The sequence below is a fragment of the Streptomyces sp. NBC_00080 genome, assembly GCF_045041255.1.
Taxonomy (GTDB): domain Bacteria; phylum Actinomycetota; class Actinomycetes; order Streptomycetales; family Streptomycetaceae; genus Streptomyces; species Streptomyces coriariae.
This window is the reverse complement of the sequence record NZ_CP108235.1, coordinates 5,137,006-5,154,413: the sequence shown is the minus strand read 5'-3', so window position 1 is coordinate 5,154,413 and position 17,408 is coordinate 5,137,006. Positions and strand designations below refer to the sequence as shown.

At 71.1% G+C, this 17,408-nt stretch carries 17 protein-coding genes; 7 read left to right on the top strand and 10 right to left on the bottom strand.

Translation table 11 applies throughout. The features are described from left to right. The first annotated feature begins 148 nt into the window (after positions 1-148). Together OHU34_RS23160 and OHU34_RS23155 are read left to right on the top strand one after the other, a co-directional pair. Positions 149-619 (top strand): hypothetical protein, encoded by a 471-nt coding sequence (locus OHU34_RS23160; RefSeq protein ID WP_020130313.1) that lies wholly within the window; start codon positions 149-151, stop codon positions 617-619. A gap of 101 nt (positions 620-720) precedes the next feature. Next, the gene (locus OHU34_RS23155) at positions 721-1,452 is read left to right on the top strand and encodes a nucleotidyltransferase family protein (protein ID WP_057600837.1); all 732 of its coding nucleotides are present in this window, start codon (positions 721-723) and stop codon (positions 1,450-1,452) included. Between the two features lie 152 nt (positions 1,453-1,604). On the opposite strand, the gene OHU34_RS23150 is transcribed toward OHU34_RS23155, so the two are convergent. The 6 genes from OHU34_RS23150 to OHU34_RS23125 all read right to left on the bottom strand — a co-directional run bounded on the left by OHU34_RS23150 (position 1,605) and on the right by OHU34_RS23125 (position 8,066). After that, positions 1,605-3,275, bottom strand: coding sequence for a DoxX family membrane protein (locus tag OHU34_RS23150; protein WP_200839715.1), 1,671 nt, complete (start codon positions 3,273-3,275; stop codon positions 1,605-1,607). A 160-nt stretch (positions 3,276-3,435) separates the two neighbouring features. Beyond that, positions 3,436-4,377, bottom strand: a complete 942-nt coding sequence (rlmB, locus tag OHU34_RS23145) for a 23S rRNA (guanosine(2251)-2'-O)-methyltransferase RlmB (RefSeq protein WP_020130316.1) — start codon at positions 4,375-4,377, stop codon at positions 3,436-3,438. A 101-nt stretch (positions 4,378-4,478) separates the two neighbouring features. Continuing rightward, positions 4,479-5,879, bottom strand: a complete 1,401-nt coding sequence (gene cysS, locus OHU34_RS23140; protein ID WP_142264938.1) for a cysteine--tRNA ligase — start codon at positions 5,877-5,879, stop codon at positions 4,479-4,481. 106 nt (positions 5,880-5,985) lie between these two features. After that, the gene (ispF, locus tag OHU34_RS23135) at positions 5,986-6,483 is read right to left on the bottom strand and encodes a 2-C-methyl-D-erythritol 2,4-cyclodiphosphate synthase (RefSeq protein WP_142264939.1); all 498 of its coding nucleotides are present in this window, start codon (positions 6,481-6,483) and stop codon (positions 5,986-5,988) included. Beyond that, the gene (gene ispD, locus OHU34_RS23130) at positions 6,473-7,225 is read right to left on the bottom strand and encodes a 2-C-methyl-D-erythritol 4-phosphate cytidylyltransferase (RefSeq protein ID WP_405768099.1); all 753 of its coding nucleotides are present in this window, start codon (positions 7,223-7,225) and stop codon (positions 6,473-6,475) included. Before ispD ends, ispF begins: the two co-directional genes overlap by 11 nt. Before the next feature lie 358 nt (positions 7,226-7,583). Next, positions 7,584-8,066 carry a CarD family transcriptional regulator gene (locus OHU34_RS23125; protein ID WP_003953493.1) on the bottom strand — a complete coding sequence of 161 codons (483 nt, stop codon included), beginning with the start codon at positions 8,064-8,066 and terminating at the stop codon, positions 7,584-7,586. Between the two features lie 747 nt (positions 8,067-8,813). On the opposite strand from OHU34_RS23125, the gene OHU34_RS23120 reads away from it, so the two are divergent. Beyond that, positions 8,814-9,491, top strand: a complete 678-nt coding sequence (locus OHU34_RS23120; RefSeq protein WP_405768097.1) for a DUF461 domain-containing protein — start codon at positions 8,814-8,816, stop codon at positions 9,489-9,491. 295 nt (positions 9,492-9,786) lie between these two features. Here OHU34_RS23120 and OHU34_RS23115 read toward each other — a convergent pair whose 3' ends face one another. Together OHU34_RS23115 and OHU34_RS23110 are read right to left on the bottom strand one after the other, a co-directional pair. After that, positions 9,787-10,467 (bottom strand): response regulator transcription factor, encoded by a 681-nt coding sequence (locus tag OHU34_RS23115; RefSeq protein ID WP_007382946.1) that lies wholly within the window; start codon positions 10,465-10,467, stop codon positions 9,787-9,789. Next, positions 10,464-11,801, bottom strand: a complete 1,338-nt coding sequence (locus tag OHU34_RS23110) for a cell wall metabolism sensor histidine kinase WalK (RefSeq protein WP_142264943.1) — start codon at positions 11,799-11,801, stop codon at positions 10,464-10,466. Before OHU34_RS23110 ends, OHU34_RS23115 begins: the two co-directional genes overlap by 4 nt. 277 nt (positions 11,802-12,078) lie before the next feature. Between OHU34_RS23110 and phoU the strand changes: the two genes are divergently transcribed. The 3 genes from phoU to OHU34_RS23095 all read left to right on the top strand — a co-directional run bounded on the left by phoU (position 12,079) and on the right by OHU34_RS23095 (position 13,591). Then, entirely contained in the window at positions 12,079-12,804 is a 726-nt protein-coding gene (gene phoU / locus OHU34_RS23105) for a phosphate signaling complex protein PhoU (protein WP_389511267.1), read from the top strand. Between the two features lie 184 nt (positions 12,805-12,988). Next, positions 12,989-13,147 carry a hypothetical protein gene (locus OHU34_RS23100; protein ID WP_171398028.1) on the top strand — a complete coding sequence of 53 codons (159 nt, stop codon included), beginning with the start codon at positions 12,989-12,991 and terminating at the stop codon, positions 13,145-13,147. A 195-nt stretch (positions 13,148-13,342) separates the two neighbouring features. Continuing rightward, positions 13,343-13,591 carry an SCO4226 family nickel-binding protein gene (locus OHU34_RS23095; protein ID WP_142264944.1) on the top strand — a complete coding sequence of 83 codons (249 nt, stop codon included), beginning with the start codon at positions 13,343-13,345 and terminating at the stop codon, positions 13,589-13,591. 37 nt (positions 13,592-13,628) lie between these two features. Here the strand turns inward: OHU34_RS23095 and OHU34_RS23090 are convergent, their stop codons facing one another. Continuing rightward, positions 13,629-14,306, bottom strand: coding sequence for a DUF4232 domain-containing protein (locus OHU34_RS23090; RefSeq protein ID WP_405772337.1), 678 nt, complete (start codon positions 14,304-14,306; stop codon positions 13,629-13,631). 493 nt (positions 14,307-14,799) lie between these two features. Between OHU34_RS23090 and OHU34_RS23085 the strand changes: the two genes are divergently transcribed. Continuing rightward, a complete protein-coding gene (locus OHU34_RS23085; protein WP_405768093.1) occupies positions 14,800-16,617 on the top strand; it encodes an FAD-dependent monooxygenase in 1,818 nt (605 codons plus the stop codon). Here the strand turns inward: OHU34_RS23085 and OHU34_RS23080 are convergent. Next, positions 16,584-17,258, bottom strand: coding sequence for a hypothetical protein (locus OHU34_RS23080; RefSeq protein WP_405768090.1), 675 nt, complete (start codon positions 17,256-17,258; stop codon positions 16,584-16,586). The genes OHU34_RS23085 and OHU34_RS23080 overlap by 34 nt on opposite strands. Between the last annotated feature and the right edge of the window lie 150 nt (positions 17,259-17,408).

Genomic DNA, 17,408 nt, shown 5'->3' with positions numbered 1-17,408 from the left:
GCCCTTTTCCCTGCCCGCGAAAATCCCCGGCACAGCGGACATTTCAACCGAGGTCCGTCAACCCCTTACCCAAAAGGGAGCACGGCTTCATCCCCCGTCCGGGTGACTAAATGTCGCCAAATCATTACTGCACGCTACCCTCTCACGCGTGAAGCACTCCGCGAACCACTCCACCACCCAGCGCACGCGCCGCGGCCAGGGCGGCCCAGCCCGCCGGATCGGCCGCTCGCTCGCCCTCGTCCTGCCCGTCGTCATGGTGCTCTCCGGGACCCTCGCGGTCACCCGGGTCAACTGGTCGGGGAACCCCTCGGATTCGGTGCTCACCGCCTCCGACGTCTCCGCCGCACAGCAGTCCTCGCACCAGGCCGCCAAGGCCCCGCAGGACGTGCTGCGCGACCAGTTGCTGACCGAGCTCCAGGAGAAGGATCCGGGCGTCGCCCTGACCCACCTCCAGGCCGCCGTGAACGGCAAGCCGTCGCTGGCGAAGCACTGCTCCTCCATCGCCCGCGCCCTGGGCCGGGCGGCCGTCCGCGTGTACGGCCCCTCGCGCGCCCAGTCGTACTCCCGCCCGGTGTGCGACACGGCCTTCGCCTCGGGCGTCCTGGCGGCCCGGGGCTGAGCCACCGGGCCGCCGGGCCGGCCCGTAGCGACCGGGGCGTGCGGTTCCCTCCCGTCGGGGGAGCCGCACGCCCCGGAACAAGCGGCACGTACAGTGCGGGCATGACCGATCCGCACGCCGCGTCCCGCCCCACGCAAGCCGTCATCCTGGCCGGTGGCCAGGGGTCCCGGCTGCGTCCGTACACCGACGACCGGCCCAAGCCGATGGTCGAGATCCCCGGCACGGGGACGCCGATCATCGGCCATCAGCTCGTCTGGCTCGCCGAGGAGGGCGTCACCGACGTCGTCGTGTCCTGCGGCCACCTCGCCGAGGTCCTCCAGGACTGGCTGAAGTCGGCCGACCTGCCCGTCAAGGTCACCACCGTCGTCGAGACCGAGCCCCTGGGCCGCGGCGGCGGGCTGAAGTACGCGGCCGCCCACCTGCCCCACCCCGACCGGCCCTGGTACGCCACCAACGGCGACATCTGGACCCGCTTCTCGCTGCGCGAGATGGCCGACTTCCACACCGAGCGCGACGCCATAGCGACCCTCGCGCTGGCACGTCCGCGCATTCCGTGGGGCGCGGTGCAGACGGACGGGTTCGGCCACATCACGGACTTCATCGAGGCGCCGCCCACCACGTACGAGATCAACGCGGGCGTCTACGTCTTCTCCCCCGCGTTCGCCGGCCTGCTCCCCGAGCGCGGGGACCACGAGCGGACGACGTTCCCGCATCTCGCCCGCGAACGGCGGCTGGCCGGGTTCCCGCTCCCGCAGGGGGCGTACTGGCGGGCCATCGACACCGCGAAGGACCTCACGGAGGCGGCGAAGGAACTGGCGGCGCTGAGCCGCTGAGCCGCTCCGCGGGTGCAGCGGAGCGGTTCGTTGTCGGCCAACGGCCCGGCGGGGGCTGGTCGCGCAGTTCCCCGCGCCCTCGAAGAAGCAGAAAGGCCAGGGTGCCGTGCGCTTGTCAGCGCACGGCACCCTGGCCTTTCTTCAGTTCCGCGCTACCCGAGCAAGCCGCCCACCAGGCCCGGCTGACCGGAGGAGGACGAGCCGCCGTCCGAGCCGCCACCGCCGCCGCTCGTCGAACCGCCCGAGGTGGCGGAGCCACCGGAGGACGGGCCCGAGCTGGTGGCCGGCGCCTGCTCCACGGGAGTGGACTGCTCCGGAGGGGCCTCGCCCCCGGTGCCCTGCGTCTGGCTGGGCGCGCCGGCGTCTCCGCTGCCGGTGGTGCCGGAGTCCTGCGCCTTCGAGGGCTCGCTGTCGGCACCCGCCGTCGGGGCCGCCGAGGTGGCGCCCTGAGTGGGCGAGCTGGACGCGGCCGGCTGCCGGGACGCCTTGTGCGTGCCGGACTTCTCCGGCAACGGGGAGCCGGGCAGCTCGTTGCGCGGGGGCTCGCCCGGGCCGGGGACGACCACCCGGTCGGCGTCGCGGACGGCGCCGCCGAGCAGCGAGCCGACGAGCAGGGTGAGCCCGACGGCGATCGCGGTCACCAGGGCGCCACGCCGCAGCACGTAACGGCGCAGCTCCCACAGGTCGGAGCGCGGACCGAGCCGACGCCACGCACCGGCGGCGAGCCGGCCGTCCACCGAGTAGACGGGGGCGCCGGCGATGACCAGCGGCGACCAGGCGGCGAGGTAGATGATGTCGGGGGTGTCGTAGACCGGGACGGTCTTCCAGCTGACGGTGACGATGAGCGCCGCCGAGAGCCCGGCGCCGACGACCGCGGCGACCCGCTGCCAGCAGCCCAGGACCGTCAGGACGCCCACGACGACCTGGAGGAAGGCGATGACGAGGCCGGAGCCAACGGGGTGGTGCAGGGCGAACTGACGCAGCGGCTCGGCGACTTCCCACGGGTGCAGGGTGTTGAGCCACTTCACCATGGAGCCGCGCTTGCCGCCGTCGAAGTAGACGGGGTCGCACAGCTTGCCCATGCCGGCGTAGATGGAGATGAAGCCGAGGAAGACGCGCAGCGGGAGCAGGACCACGCCGAGGTTCATCCGGCGACCCGGATAGTAGGCGTGCCGGGCGGGGTCGTCGCCCTGCCGCCGGCTCCGCGGCGCCGGGTCCGGATCGACGTCGGCTTCCCCGAAGTCCTCGAACTGGCCGTCGTCGTAGGCGGGTTCGTCGTAGGCGCTGCCGACGCCGCGCATGTTCGGCAGGATCCGCTGCTCGCCGTCGACGGGCGTCCGCTGGGCGCCGACGATCGGGGTCTCGAGGGTCTGCGCGGCGAGGTCGCCGTCGTACCCCCGGTCGCCCATGCCGACGCGGGGGATGACCTGGGTGGCTCCGGCGTCGGCACCGGGCGGTTCGCCGTGGCCGACGCTGCCTGCCCGCACGGCCTGCAGCAGTCGGTGGGCGCCGGTGTCGTCCGGGGCGGACTTGCCGCTCCAGACGACGGCCCGCCGACGGCCACCGGAAGCGGCGCCCGCTCTGCCGACCGCCCCGACGGCGGCCATGCGCGCGGTGTCATCGATGGCGCTCACATGCCGGGCGATCCGCGGGGATTGGTTACGCCGCGCCGACGCGCCCAGCTGCACGCGGAAGCTCGCGTGGCTGACGATGATCTGCGCCGGATCGCTCGGCACCTTCACCATGCTCAGCGCGGGAGCGTCGTCGAATCCCGACGAGCGGTCCCCCGTGGGTGTGCGGGGTGTTCTGGTGTCCACACTCATCTAACCGAGTGACGTGTGTTTAGGACACTGCTTTGACCCGCCGGATCTGTCCGGACTCCGTCAAGGTTGCACTACTCGCCGGGATTAACCCGTCCGAGTGAACCGTGCGTGCGGCTGCGAAGGGCTGCGCCGGCCTCCGACCGGCGCAGTCCGGACTGCCTCAGCCCCGGCGCCGAGCCGCCTCGTACAGCACGATCCCGGCCGCCACACCCGCGTTGAGGGATTCCGCGCCACCCGGCATCGGGATCCGCACCCGGAAGTCGCAGGTCTCGCCGACCAGGCGGGAGAGGCCCTTGCCCTCGCTGCCGACGACGATGACGACCGGGCCGTCCAGGGCCTTCAGCGTGCCGACCTCGTGCTCGCCGTCGGCGGCCAGGCCGACGATCGCGATACCGGCCTTCTTGTAGGCCTCCAGGGCGCGGGTGAGGTTGGTGGCGCGGGCGACCGGGGTACGGGCGGCCGCACCGGCGGACGTCTTCCAGGCGCCGGCCGTCATACCGGCCGCGCGGCGCTCGGGGACGACGACGCCGTGACCGCCGAAGGCGGAGACGGAGCGGACGACGGCACCCAGGTTGCGCGGGTCGGTCACACCGTCGAGGGCGACGATCAGCGGGTCCTCGCCGTGGTCGTAGGCGGTCGACGCCAGGTCCTCGGGGTGCGCGTACTCGTACGGCGGGACCTGGAGGACCAGGCCCTGGTGGTTGAGGCCGTTGGTCATGCGGTCCAGCTCGGGACGCGGGGCCTCCATGAGGTGGATGCCACCGCGCTCGGCGGCGAGCTGGAGCGCCTCGCGCACCCGCTCGTCGTTGTCGATGAACTGCTGCACGTAGAGCATCGTCGCGGGCACGCCCTCGCGCAGCGCCTCGACGACGGAGTTGCGGCCGACGACCATCTCGGACGTGCCCTTGCCGCCACGGCCGCGCTGCGCGGGCCGGCGCACGGCCTGCTTCGCCTTGGCGGTCGCGATGCGGTTCGCCTTGTGCTTCTTGCGCATCTCGGCGGGCGGGGTGGGACCCTTGCCCTCCAGGCCCCGGCGCCGCTGGCCGCCACTGCCGACCTGCGCGCCCTTCTTGCCGGACATGCGGCGGTTGTTGGCTGCCATGAGTCTCTCGTCTCCGTGAGCTTTTCGTACGTACGTCTTATGCAGTGTGCCGCCCGGAAGGCCGGGCGGCACACTCGATCAAGGACAGCCGCGGGGCCGCCCTACCGCGGGCCCAGGCTCCAGCGCGGCCCCTGCGGGCCGTCCTCGATGGCCAGGCCCGACTGGGCGAGCTGGTCGCGAATGGCGTCCGCGGTCGCCCAGTCCTTGCGCGCGCGGGCCGACTCGCGCTGGTCGAGGACGAGTCGTACGAGGCTGTCGACCACGCCGTGCAGGTCCTCACCCCGGCTCTCCTCGCCGGCCCAGTGGGCGGCGAGCGGGTCCAGACCGAGGACGCCGAGCATGGCACGGACCTCGGCGAGGCGGGCCACGGCGGCTTCCTTGTCGTCGGCGGCGAGGGCCGAGTTCCCCTGCCGGACCGTCGTGTGCACGATGGCGAGCGCCTGCGGGACACCCAGGTCGTCGTCCATCGCCTCGGCGAAGGCGGGCGGGACCTCGGCCGCCGGCTCGACGACTCCCCCGGCCTTCTCGACGACGCGCTGCACGAAGCCCTCGATCCGCGCGAACGCCGACTCGGCCTCGCGCAGCGACTCCTCGCTGTACTCGATCATCGAACGGTAGTGGGGCGTACCGAGGTAGTAGCGCAGCACGATCGGGCGCCACTGCTTCACCATCTCGGAGACGAGGACGCTGTTGCCCAGCGACTTCGACATCTTCTCGCCGGCCATGGTGACCCAGGCGTTGTGCACCCAGTACCGGGCGAACTCGTCGCCGTAGGCCTTGGCCTGGGCGATCTCGTTCTCGTGGTGCGGGAAGATCAGGTCGAGCCCGCCGCCGTGGATGTCGAAGACGGGGCCCAGGTACTTGTGCGCCATCGCCGAGCACTCGAGATGCCAGCCGGGACGCCCGCGGCCCCAGGGGGTCTCCCAGCTCGGCTCGCCCGGCTTGACGGACTTCCACAGCGCGAAGTCGCGCTGGTCGCGCTTGCCGGTCTCACCCTCGCCCGAGGGCTGACGCAGGTCGTCCAGGTCCTGGTTGGACAGCTCCAGGTAGCCCGGGAACGAACGCACGTCGAAGTAGACGTTGCCCTCGGACTCGTAGGCGTGACCGCGCTCGATCAGCCCGCGCATCATCTCGATCATCTCGGGGACGTGCCCGGTGGCGCGGGGTTCGTAGGTCGGCGGCAGGCAACCCAGCGCCTGGTAGCCGTCGTTGAACGCCCGCTCGTTCTCGTACCCGATAGACCACCAGGGGCGGCCCTGGTCGTGCGACTTGGCGATGATCTTGTCGTCGATGTCGGTGACGTTGCGGATGAACGTGACGTCGTAGCCGCGGTGGGCGAACCACCGGCGCATGATGTCGAAGTTCAGCCCCGAACGGATGTGCCCGATGTGCGGAGCCGCCTGCACGGTGGCACCACAGAGGTAGATCGAGACACAACCCGGCTGGAGCGGGGCGAAGTCACGGATCTGCCGGGCACTGGTGTCGTACAGGCGAATGGTCACCTCTCCAGGGTAGTGGGCGTGGAGCGATGCCCCGAGCCCCTTCCACCCAAGGGCCACACATTCGTGACATGCCATGGCATATGTCGGCCGGTGCCGACGGCGCCGTTCAGCCGGTACGCGCCACCAGCGCCGTCGCGATCGCCATCAGACCCTCGTCGCGTCCCGGGAACCCGAGCCCGTCCGTCGTCGCACCCGACACCGACACCGGCGCGCCCGCCGCCTCGGAGAGGATCTTCTGTGCCTCGTCCCGCCGCTTGCCGATCTTGGGGCGGGGCCCGACGACCTGTACGGCGATGTTGCCGATGACGAAGCCGGCCGCGCGGACGATCCGGGCCGCCTCCGTGAGCAGGGTGACGCCCGAGGCGCCGGACCACTCGGGGCGCCCGGTGCCGAAGTGCTGCCCCAGGTCACCGAGGCCGGCCGCGGAGAAGAGCGCGTTGCAGGCGGCGTGCGCGACCACGTCCGCGTCGGAGTGCCCGGCCAGTCCGGGGCCCTCCCCCTCCCACTTCAGGCCCGCGCACCACAGCTCGCGGCCCTCCTCGAAGGCGTGGATGTCGGTGCCGATGCCGACCTGGGGAAGCACGGGCCGCGTCTCAGTACCCATCGTTGAGCCTCCTGCGGGCCAGGACCGCCTCCGCGAGGACCAGGTCGAGGGGCCGGGTGACCTTGAAGGCCTCCTCGTGACCGGGGACGACCACGACGGTCAGCCCCAGCTGCTCGACCATGCTCGCGTCGTCGGTGACGTTCTCCGTGACCGACTCGTGGGCGCGGACCAGGGTGGCCCGGTCGAAGCCCTGCGGGGTCTGCACGGCACGGAGGCGGGCGCGCTCGGGCGTCGCGACGACCGGCTCCGGGTCGCCGGTGGTCACGGCCGGTTCGACCTCCTTGACGGTGTCCGCGAGCGGCAGCGCCGGCACGACGGCGGGGGCGCCGTCACGTACGGCCTCGATCACGGCGTCCACCGTGTCGACGGGGACGAGGGGCCGGGCGGCGTCGTGCACCAGGACGATGTCGTGGCCGGGCGGCAGCGCGTCCAGGCCGAGCTTCACGGACTCCTGGCGGGAGTCACCGCCGGGCACGACCAGGAAGTCGGTGCGGTCGGGCAGCGCGTGCGCGTCGAGCAGCGACTTCACCTCGGCGGTGCCGTCCGGCGGGGCCACCACGACGACCAGGGAGACGGCGCGCGAGGCGGCGAGGGCGCGCACCGCGTGGATCAGCATGGGCGTGCCGCCCAGCGTGCGGAGCGCCTTGGGGGCGCCCGGACCGAGGCGGACACCCCGCCCGGCGGCCGGAATCACCGCGGCCGTGCGGGTGAGCGTGGGGAGAGGACGCGAATCGTCAGACATCGGTTCCTGTCAGGTTTGTGTTCCGGCCTGGCGTGGGTATGGCCCTGGAAGTGCCGGGCGCGACGCCTTGACCGGACCCTTCCGTGACGTGCCGGTCGAGGCAGCAGCCCGGGCCCGGCACACCAAGTATCGAAGCATCGGTCGCATTATCGGGGGCGGTTCGGGGGCAGTATCGACCTACCACCCCTGTGGGGGTAGGGCGTACGGCCGTTGTCCTGGCGCGAACATGCCGCAGCGCCCGGCGACGGGAAATTCGTCATCGGGCACCGCGGCATTTCAGTGTTCTTCAGTGTGCGTGTTCTTCAGGGTGCGGAGACCGGTCTCGGGCCGGCTTCAGCACTCGAAAAACGCGTCGAGCTCAGGACGCGAGCACCTCGTCGAGCAGGGCTTCGGCCTTGTCCTCGTTGGTGTTCTCCGCGAGAGCGAGCTCGCTCACCAGGATCTGGCGGGCCTTGGCGAGCATGCGCTTCTCACCGGCGGAGAGTCCGCGCTCGCGCTCACGACGCCACAGGTCACGCACGACTTCCGCGACCTTGATGACATCGCCGGAGGCGAGCTTCTCCAGATTTGCCTTGTAACGACGCGACCAGTTCGTGGGCTCCTCGGCGTACGGCGCGCGCAGCACCTCGAAGACCCGGTCCAGCCCGTCCTGACCGACCACATCACGTACGCCGACGAACTCCGCATTGTCCGCTGGCACACGTACCGTCAGGTCACCCTGGGCGACCTTCAGCACCAAGTAGGTCTTGTCCACGCCTTTGATCTGGCGAGTTTCGATGGCCTCGATCAGCGCGGCCCCGTGATGGGGATAGACCACGGTGTCGCCAACCTTGAACGTCATGTGACAGGTACCCCTTCCGTGGCTATCCAGGGTAACACGGAAACTGCGGGTTCTGAATGGCGTTTTCGCAGGTCAGGGCATATCTCGGGGCTTGACAACAGTAACAGGAACGTGCTGCGGAGGGGCGGCGGAAGCAGGTATTCGCAGGTCGGAGGCGCTCTCCGCAGGGGGAGAAACGCGCACGTTACACACATCCGGAGCCCCGCCCGAACGGCCGAACGTCCACATATGTCCGCTTCCAGGAGTGCGACTTCCGCTACTCCGTTCGGTTCACGTGGCCGGATACGAGCCGTTTCCGGAATTGATCATCGACCCCTCGCCCCGGCCCGTGATCAATTCCGGGGACGACCTCGCATTCCTTCACCGAAAATCCGCGATCGGCCGTCCGGCGCGGTTATGCGAATGGACCGGCGAGCCGGAAGAGGACAGGGAGAGGCGGGAAGAGAAGTGAGAAGACGAGCGGGAAGAGGAGCGGGAAGAGGAGCCTGAAGACGAGGGGGAAGACGAGGGAGAAGACGAGAGAGAAGACGACGGGTGAAGCCAAAGTGACTCATGGGTCACTTGTGGCGGTCGTGACAGGTGGTGCAGGAGGCCGTTCAGCGCGTCCGTCGAGGCACGGGATCGCTCTAGAGGCGGGTCGGGTGCGGTGGCGCGAGAACGGCTCGGTAACCTAAGGCCGCTGACAGACCCTTAGGACGGCTTTATCCAAAGGAAGGCCGTCCGTGTGTACAAGGAGTTGCCGCCGCCGTGAGCAGCAGCCTTCGACGCGGCGCCCTCGCCGCTTCCGCCATCGCGTTCTCGATCGCCTCGCTCGCCGCCTGTGGGGCCGGCAACGACTCCCAGACCCTGGAGATCAAGCCGGACAACGCCGCCACCAGCGTCGGCGACATCAAGCTGCAGAACGTCATCGTCATCACCCAGCCCGACCTGGAGTCGACCGGACCCGCCGTGATCTCGGCGACCGTCTTCAACAGCGGCAGCAAGGCGCAGACGCTGGAGTCCATCACCCTCGACGGCGGCAAGTCCGCCGCGCTCTCGCCCGCCAAGGGCAAGGGCCCGCTGACCGTCCCGGCCGGCGGCTCGGTCGTCATCGGCGGCGCGAACAACGCCTCCGCCGTCCTGTCGAGCAGCCGTGAGGCCGTCAAGGACGGCGACGCCCAGAAGGTGACCTTCACCTTCAGCGAGACCGGCGCGATCAGCCTGCGCGCCTTCGTCGTCCCCGCCGAGAGCTACTTCACCAAGTGGGGTCCGAGCGACATCCCGAGCGCCGCGGAGTCCCCCTCCGAGAGCGCGTCGGCCTCCCCGTCCGAGTCGGCTTCGGGCGCGGCCGCCGAGGGCGGCTCCGCGGAGTCCGGCTCGGCCTCCCCGTCGGACTCGGCCTCCCCGTCGGACTCGGCGTCGGAGTCGGCGGCCGCCGGTCACTGACCTCGTACGCGCACGCACAAGGAGGGCGGCACCCCACACGGGGCGCCGCCCTCCTTGCTTGCCCGTCCATCCCCGCCGCACCCCTCGCCGTCGGCGGGAGCGGCCGCGGCCACACCGGTCCGGTCCGGTTCACGGCTCGAACTTGTAACCCAGGCCGCGGACCGTCACCAGGTAACGCGGAGCACCGGGGTCGGGCTCGAGCACCATCCCCACGCACCCCTCGCACCGCTACGCGGGCTTCACAGTGCTGCGCCGGACTCCGTCCGTCGGCAGGAGCGGCCGTGGCCGGTCCGGCCTACGGCTCGAACTTGTAACCCAGGCCGCGGACCGTCACCAGGTAACGCGGAGCACCGGGGTCGGGCTCGATCTTGGCGCGCAGGCGCTTGACGTGGACGTCGAGGGTCTTGGTGTCGCCCACGTAGTCGGCGCCCCAGACCCGGTCGATGAGCTGCATACGGGTCAGGACGCGGCCGGCGTTGCGCAGCAGCATCTCCAGGAGGTCGAACTCCTTCAGGGGCAGGTCGACCTTGGAGCCGGAGACCGTCACGACGTGGCGGTCGACGTCCATACGGACCGGGCCGGCCTCCAGGGCCGCCGGGGTCACCTCCTCCGGCTCGCCCCGGCGGCGCAGTACGGCCCGGATACGGGCGACCAGCTCGCGTGACGAGAAGGGCTTGGTGACGTAGTCGTCGGCTCCTATCTCCAGGCCGACGACCTTGTCGATCTCGCTGTCCTTCGCGGTCACCATGATCACGGGGACGTTGGAGCGGCCGCGCAGCTGACGGCACACCTCCGTACCGGGCAGGCCCGGCAGCATCAGGTCGAGCAGTACGAGGTCGGCGCCGTTGCGCTCGAACTCGTCGAGTCCGTCGGGCCCGGTGGCCGCGATGGCGACCTCGAAGCCTTCCTTGCGGAGCATGTAGGACAGGGCGTCGGAAAAGGACTCCTCGTCCTCGACGACGAGCACTCGGGTCACGGAAGGACCTCCGGGGCGGAAAGCGTCCGGTACGCGGACGAATCGGGGGATGAGGCGCGGGGTGGTGTCTGGGTGGAGCGGTGAGGTGAGGAGTGGCCGACCTCGTCGAGGCCGTCGACGTCACCGAGGTCGTCGACGTCGTCGACCTCGTCCGGGTCGGGATGCTGCTGTGCGCGGTCGCGGGCCACGCCCGCCTCCGGCAGCCGCAGGGTGAACGTGGAGCCCTGGTTCTCGGCGCTCCACACCGTGACCTCCCCGCCGTGCGAGGCGGCCACGTGCTTGACGATCGCCAGCCCGAGCCCCGTGCCGCCCGTCTGGCGGGAGCGGGCCGGGTCGACGCGGTAGAAGCGCTCGAAGATGCGCTCCTTGTCCTTGTCGGAGATGCCGATGCCCTGGTCGGTCACGGCGATCTCGATCAGGTCCCCGCCCGGCGCGCCCACCCGGCGGGCGGCTATGCCGACGCGGGTCCGGGCGGGCGAGTAGTTGACGGCGTTCTCGACCAGGTTGCCGAGTGCGGCGGCCAGCTGGCCCCGGTTCCCGAAGACGCGCAGGTCGGCGGTGCCGCCGGCGGCCATGGTGATCTGCTTGGTCCCGGCCTGGTGACGGCAGCGGTCGACGGCCTCGGCGACCAGCTCGTCGATGCCGACCGGTTCGGCGTCCTCGAGAGGATCGTCGTTCTGGACCCTGGAGAGGTCGATGAGCTCCTGGACCAGACTGGTCAGCCGGGTCGCCTCGATCTGCATCCGGCCGGCGAACCGCTCCACCGCCTCCGGATCCTCCGAGGCGTCCATGACGGCCTCGGAGAGAAGGGAGAGCGCGCCGACCGGGGTCTTCAGCTCATGGCTGACGTTCGCCACGAAGTCCCGCCGGACCGCCTCGATACGACGGGCCTCGGTGAGGTCCTCCACCAGAAGGAGGACCAGCCGTGAGCCCAGCGGGGCCACTCTGGCGGACACGGCGAGAGCCTCGCCGCGCCCGGTCCCGCGCCGGGGAAGGTCCAGCTCGACCTGGCGTATCTCTCCGTCGCGTCTGGTGTCCCGGGCCATCTTGAGCATCGGCTCGACGCTGAGCCGGCCGCCGCGCACCAGCCCGAGGGCGTAGGCGGCGGAGCTGGCCTTCACGACGGCGTCGGCCTCGTCGAGCACGACGGCGGAGGAGCGAAGCACGGAGAGGACGGTGTCCACACCCGGCGGAAGCACCGGGTCCGTGTGCAGCGAGGTGCGCGTGGGGCGCTTCTGCTCCCGCTCGCTCCAGCGGAACGCCAGCATGGCGATGACACCGGTGAGCACCCCGGCGATCGCTGCCGCTGCGGCGACCGCCGCGTTCACGTCCATGCCACCAGGTTAGGCACGCGATCGGTCCTGGCCACAGCTATCGAGGTGCGACCTCGAACACTCGTCGCCCAGAGTTCACCTTGGAGCCAGTGGTGGTTCATTTGGGGTGCCGGAAATCGACGCGTACGGGGCGGAGCGTGGCACCGTGGGGTTCGCAGCACCGGTTCCAGGGCCGGTCGGCGCCGGTGCAGCAGCCGGTGACGACCCGGTTCGCGGCCGGTTCTGGCCCCCGGAACCGAACCCGAACCCCAAGCACGACGTACGAGAGGGAACCCTGATGCGGGACGCGTACCACGAGGAACTGGACTCGATCGGCGACAGCCTGGTGGAGATGGCCCGGCTGGTCGGGTCGGCGATCGGACGCGCCACGACCGCCATTCTCGACGCCGACCTGAAGCTCGCCGAGAGCGTCATCGAGGCCGACAAGAAGGTCGACGAGCTCCAGCACGACCTGGAGGCACGGGCGATAGCACTGCTGGCCCGGCAGCAGCCGGTGGCGACGGACCTGCGGATCGTCGTCACGTCGCTGCGGATGTCGGCCGATCTGGAGCGCTCCGGCGACCTCGCCCAGCACGTGGCGAAGCTGGCGCGGCTGCGCTTCCCGAACCGCGCGGTCCCGCAGGACCTGCACGCCACCATCCTGGAGATGGGCCAGCTCGCGCAGCGTCTGATGGCGAAGGCGGCGGAGGTCGTCGTCACCAAGGACGTCGACCTCGCCCTCCAGCTGGAGTCGGACGACGACGCGATGGACCTCCTGCACCGCACCCTCTTCCAGCACCTGCTGGACGACCGCTGGAAGCACGGCATCGAGACCGCCGTCGACGTCACGCTGCTGGGCCGCTACTACGAGCGCTTCGCCGACCACGCGGTGGCCGTCGCCAAGCGCGTGGTGTTCCTGGTGACGGGCGAGCACGCGGACGAGCTCCAGCCGGAGATCCAGCCGGACATCCAGCCGACGACCGGAGCGGGGACGGGCACGGGGACGGCGGCCGAGGGGGTCTGAGCCGGACGGTGAGCGGGTGACCGGGAGGCTGCGGCGGTGAGCGGGTGACCGCGGGGGCCGTCCGGCGGGGGCGTACCGGATCTCCTCAGGGCGCGCGCAAGCCGCTGTGCGCCGTTGAGCCGTTGATGCGCCCAGCGGAACGGGCATGCAATGGGCACAGGTCCTACGCCTCCGGGAGGAACCCATGGCCGAGTCCCCCATCACTCCCACGCCCGACCCCGCACAGGAACGCCCGACCGAGCAGCCCGCCGAGATCAGGAACCTGATGCTCATCGGCGCGTGCGGCTGCGGTTCGGGATGCGGCTGCGGGTGCCAGTCGGGCAACCCCTGCCAGTGCGGCTGAAGCCGTACGACGAACGCGGGCATGACGAGGGGCCCGGCGCCGACACCGGCACCGGGCCCCTCGTCATGCCCGGGCCGTTCCTCGTCCGGTCGCCGCGCGGGGAGCGCGAGCGCAGCATGGAAGTGCGGCCGTGCACGTCGCGGACGCAGGCACAGCACGGGCACACGCACGGCGACTGGAAGGGGGCGGGCAGTCATGACCCGCTTCATGGACGTCCACCACGACATGCACGGCATCACCGCCGACCAGCTCCTCGAGGCCCACCGGGCGGACCTCGCCATCGAGGGCGAAGAGGGCGTGCACTTCGAACGGGCCTGGGCGGACCCGGAGTCCGGAACCGTCTACTGCCTCTCCGAAGGGCCCTCGGCGGAGGCCGTCCTGCGCGTCCACGAGCGCACCGGGCACATGGCGGACGAGATCCACCCGGTGCCGCTGACGGTGTGAGATCGCTCGGAGCGTCCGCCGAGGGGCGCTGACCGGATCAGGTGGGCTTGACCGCGGATACGGCGGTGACGGTCACCTTGTTGTCGCACTGCGCGAACTGGCCGTCGTCCAGGGCGACCTGGTGCTTCCCCGCGCCCGGCAGACCGATGACGAGCGTGGGGTACACCACGGGCTCCGCACCGGATTCGCAGAACCCGTCGGCCTCCCCCTGCACCTGTACGAAGGTCAGCTTCACCCATGCCTTGCCCTTGGGGGCCAGCGTCACCGGCGAGGCGGATCCGGTGGTCGTGACGGAGAGCGGGGCGTTCTTCTCCGGAGAGCCGTTGCCGGCGCCCGCGACGGTCGGATGACCCTTGAGGACGCAGGCCTTGGCCGAGCTGTTGGTGAACTCGACGATCGCCGCCCCGGTCCCCGTACCCGACGGCCGATCGGCGGCCTGCCGGGCGGCGACCTTCAGGCTCCCCACGGAACAGACCGGCGCGGCGGCAGCGGCACCCCGGGAACTGTCCACGGCAGGCGTCACGGCGGCGGCACTCGCGGAGGCGGAGGCCACGGAAGGGGAGGCCATGGAAGGGGAGGCCACGTGGGTGGGGGTCGCGGAGGCGGGGCTGACGGAGGCGGGGCTCCCGGAGGCCGGACTCGCGGAGGCGCTGGGCGACTCCCCCGAACCGCACCCCGTCACCACCAGAGCGGCCGAGGCCACGGCGGCCGCCATCACGGAACCCCGAATTCCGAACCTGTTCCAGCGCATGTTCCCGTTCCCGTTCCTGTTCGCGTTCTTACTGGCGTTCTTGTCGGCGCCCTTGTCGGCGCCCTTGTCGGCGCCCTTGTCGGCGCCCATGTAGGCGCCCTTGTCGGCACTCTCGTTCGTGTTGGCGTTCTCGTTCGTCTTCGCGTACCGCATGCTGCCCCCGGATCCGAATGGCCGAGGGCATCGGCCCTCGGCACCCACCAAGCCACCGACCCACCTGCGTGTCGTCCGTCAACGCAGACAGAGCGGGCAGGCGAACGGGTTCTCCCGAGGACCGACCTGTGACGCATCGGTGACGATATCCGGCCACATCGACTGAACCCCGTAAATCGGAATATCCGGTCGCCCGTGGCGGCGGGCTGCCCCGGTCGCCGTCCGGCCGACGCCGGGTGACCATGGGTGACGGGACCGGTCCAGGGGACGTTCCAGGGGTCGAGCACCACACCGGGAGGCGCCCGTGACACGCACCCCAACGACCGACGTACTGATCGCGGGCGCCGGCCCGGTCGGCCTGAGCGCCGCGGCGGAGTTGCGCCGGCAGGGGGTGCGCTGCCGGCTCGTGGACCGGCTGCCCGCCCGCCTCCCGTACGCGAAGGCCGTCGGCATCCAGCCGCGCACCCTGGAGATCTGGGACCGGATGGGCCTGGCCCGCACGGTCCTGGAGGCCGCAACGGTGCTGCGCGGTCAGCTGATCCACGTCAACGGCCGGGAGCGGGCGCGCATCGAGCTCACGCTGCCGCCCGAAGTGCCCTACGCATTCGCCGCGCTACCGCAGTACGAGACGGAGCGCCTCCTGGAGGAGTACGTCGCCGACCTCGGTACGTCCATCGAACGCGGCACCGAGCTGCTGTCGTTCACCCAGGACCAGGACGGGGTCACCGCCCGCCTGCGCACCGCCTCCGGCACGGAGGAGGAGCTGCGGACCGGCTATCTGATCGGCTGCGACGGAGCCCACAGCACCGTGCGCAAGGGGCTCGGCCTCGGCTACGAGGGGGCGGCCTTCGACGAGGAGTACATGCTGGGCGACGTCGAGGCGGACTGGGACATCCCCCACGGCTACGGCATCCGCTCCAGCCACCTCGCCGCCGACGGCTCCACCGACGACCTGCTGGTCTGCATCCCGCTCCCCGGTCCCGGCCGCTACCGCATGTCGATGCTCGTCCCGCCCGAACTCTCCACGCGGACAAACACCGACGGCAGTACGCCCGGCGACGGTATGACGTCCGGCGGCAGCGTGACGTCCGACGACGGCGTGGCGCACGGCCTGGAGAGCGGTCGCGCCCCGGAGCTGCACCACCTCCAAGCGGTGGTCGACCGCCTCGCCCCGGAACCGGCGGTCCTCTCCCGGCTGCGGTGGTCCTCCGTCTTCCGCATCAGCCACCGCATCGTCGACCGCTACGCCGACGGGCGCGTCTTCGTCGCGGGCGACGCCGCCCACATCCATCCGCCCACCGGCGCCCAGGGCATGAACACCGGCATCCAGGACGCGTGCAACCTGGCCTGGAAACTGGCCCTCGTCATCCGGGGAGAGGCCGGACCCGCCCTCCTGGCCACCTACGACGCCGAGCGCCGCCCGATCGGCGAGGAGGTCGTCGGCCGGACGGTCCGCCACGCCACCCAGGGCATCGAGGCCGACCCCGACGACCCACGCACCATCCTGCTCCGAGAGGCCCAACTCCTCGTCAACTACCGCAACGGGCCCCTGGCTCCCCACCTCGACGGCTCCCCCGAGACACCCCGGCCGGGCGACCACGCCCCGGAAGACTCCCCGGCAACTCTGCACCCCGGCGACCGCGCCCCGGACTGCGCCGGCCTGACCGCCTCCGGGTCTGCCTACCCCTGGCGCCTGCTCGACGTCCTGCGCGAACGCACGGGGCACGTGGTTCTCCTCTACGCGACGGACCCCACGACGGTGGCAGCGGCAGCCGACTCCGTGGAAGCGACAGCCAAGGCCACCGCGGCCACCGGCCCCGACCTCCAGCTCATCGCCCTGCTCGCCCGCGAAGCCGCAGCCGAGCCGTCCACCCCGGACACCCTCCCCGTCCCCACCTACCGCGACGCCGCCGGTGAGTTCGCCCGCCTCTACCACCCCAGCGGCCCGACCGCCTACGTCATCCGCCCCGACGGACACCTCGCCACCCGCTTCCCCCTCCCCGCCACCTCGGCAGCGCTGCCTCCCTACCTGACAGCACTGTCCACACCGCCACCCCCACCCGACACCCCTCCAGAAGGAATCGGCGGTCAGCAGGACTCCACGCCGACGGGCGAGACGTAGATCGCGGACAGCACCCCGTCGCCGTCCACCTCGACCGGGACAGCGGTTGTCGTATCGGTCAGCTCCAAGTCGTACGGCAGGGATCCCAGCGGGATGTCCTCACCGAGGTAGGCCACCGAAACCGTGCCCTGACAGTCGGCGCCCCCCGGCGGCGCGGTGTCGGGGACCCTGCCGTCCTTCGGACCGGCCTTGTGGGACGTGACGTTGATCAGCGTGTAGTCGTACTCGTAGCGGGCAGGGCTGACGGCGGTCTCCTCCCTCGTCTTCTCGACATCGACCCAGTAGCGGGCGAGCTTCACCGTGACCGCCTCGCACGGTCTTCGGATCGCCTCCGGGGTGAAGTTCAGGCCTGACGAATCCAGGGTCAACCCCCTGGACCGGTACTCGCCGCTGCCGCTGCGCAGTTCCTTCAGATAGGCGGTCAGCTGCACGACGCTCATGCCACTGGTCTTCACGCACTTCGCGGGCGCTGCCGTCGTCGGGCTCTGCGTCGGAGTGGCCGGTCCGGGAGCGGCCGTGTAGTGAGCGAGCTCGGACGGGGAAGCCTGGGCGGCCGGCTTGTCCTCCGACGAACACCCCGAGACCGTCAGCAACGCTGCCACGGCGACGGCCGGTATGAGGAACTTGCCTGTACTTCCCATGAGTTACCCCGCCAGCGTCGACACCGCTTCCCCTACCCAGCGGACCCACAGTACGAGTTCGGTGATCAGGCCCACCAGCGAGTCGGCCATCTCCGTCTCGGCTGGCGGTGCGAGGCTCGAAGTCACCAACGAGCCCCCGCCCCACGAAGA

Excerpts from the sequence above, each read along its gene's own strand:
- OHU34_RS23155 (WP_057600837.1), top strand. The coding sequence starts at position 721 with ATGACCGATCCGCACGCCGCGTCCCGCCCCACGCAAGCCGTCATCCTG.
- OHU34_RS23150 (WP_200839715.1), bottom strand. The coding sequence starts at position 3,275 with ATGAGTGTGGACACCAGAACACCCCGCACACCCACGGGGGACCGCTCG.
- rlmB (WP_020130316.1), bottom strand. The coding sequence starts at position 4,377 with ATGGCAGCCAACAACCGCCGCATGTCCGGCAAGAAGGGCGCGCAGGTC.
- ispF (WP_142264939.1), bottom strand. The coding sequence starts at position 6,483 with ATGGGTACTGAGACGCGGCCCGTGCTTCCCCAGGTCGGCATCGGCACC.
- ispD (WP_405768099.1), bottom strand. The coding sequence starts at position 7,225 with ATGTCTGACGATTCGCGTCCTCTCCCCACGCTCACCCGCACGGCCGCG.
- OHU34_RS23125 (WP_003953493.1), bottom strand. The coding sequence starts at position 8,066 with ATGACGTTCAAGGTTGGCGACACCGTGGTCTATCCCCATCACGGGGCC.
- OHU34_RS23110 (WP_142264943.1), bottom strand. The coding sequence starts at position 11,801 with ATGGACGTGAACGCGGCGGTCGCCGCAGCGGCAGCGATCGCCGGGGTG.
- phoU (WP_389511267.1), top strand. The coding sequence starts at position 12,079 with ATGCGGGACGCGTACCACGAGGAACTGGACTCGATCGGCGACAGCCTG.
- OHU34_RS23100 (WP_171398028.1), top strand. The coding sequence starts at position 12,989 with ATGGCCGAGTCCCCCATCACTCCCACGCCCGACCCCGCACAGGAACGC.
- OHU34_RS23095 (WP_142264944.1), top strand. The coding sequence starts at position 13,343 with ATGACCCGCTTCATGGACGTCCACCACGACATGCACGGCATCACCGCC.
- OHU34_RS23090 (WP_405772337.1), bottom strand. The coding sequence starts at position 14,306 with ATGGCGGCCGCCGTGGCCTCGGCCGCTCTGGTGGTGACGGGGTGCGGT.
- OHU34_RS23080 (WP_405768090.1), bottom strand. The coding sequence starts at position 17,258 with ATGGGAAGTACAGGCAAGTTCCTCATACCGGCCGTCGCCGTGGCAGCG.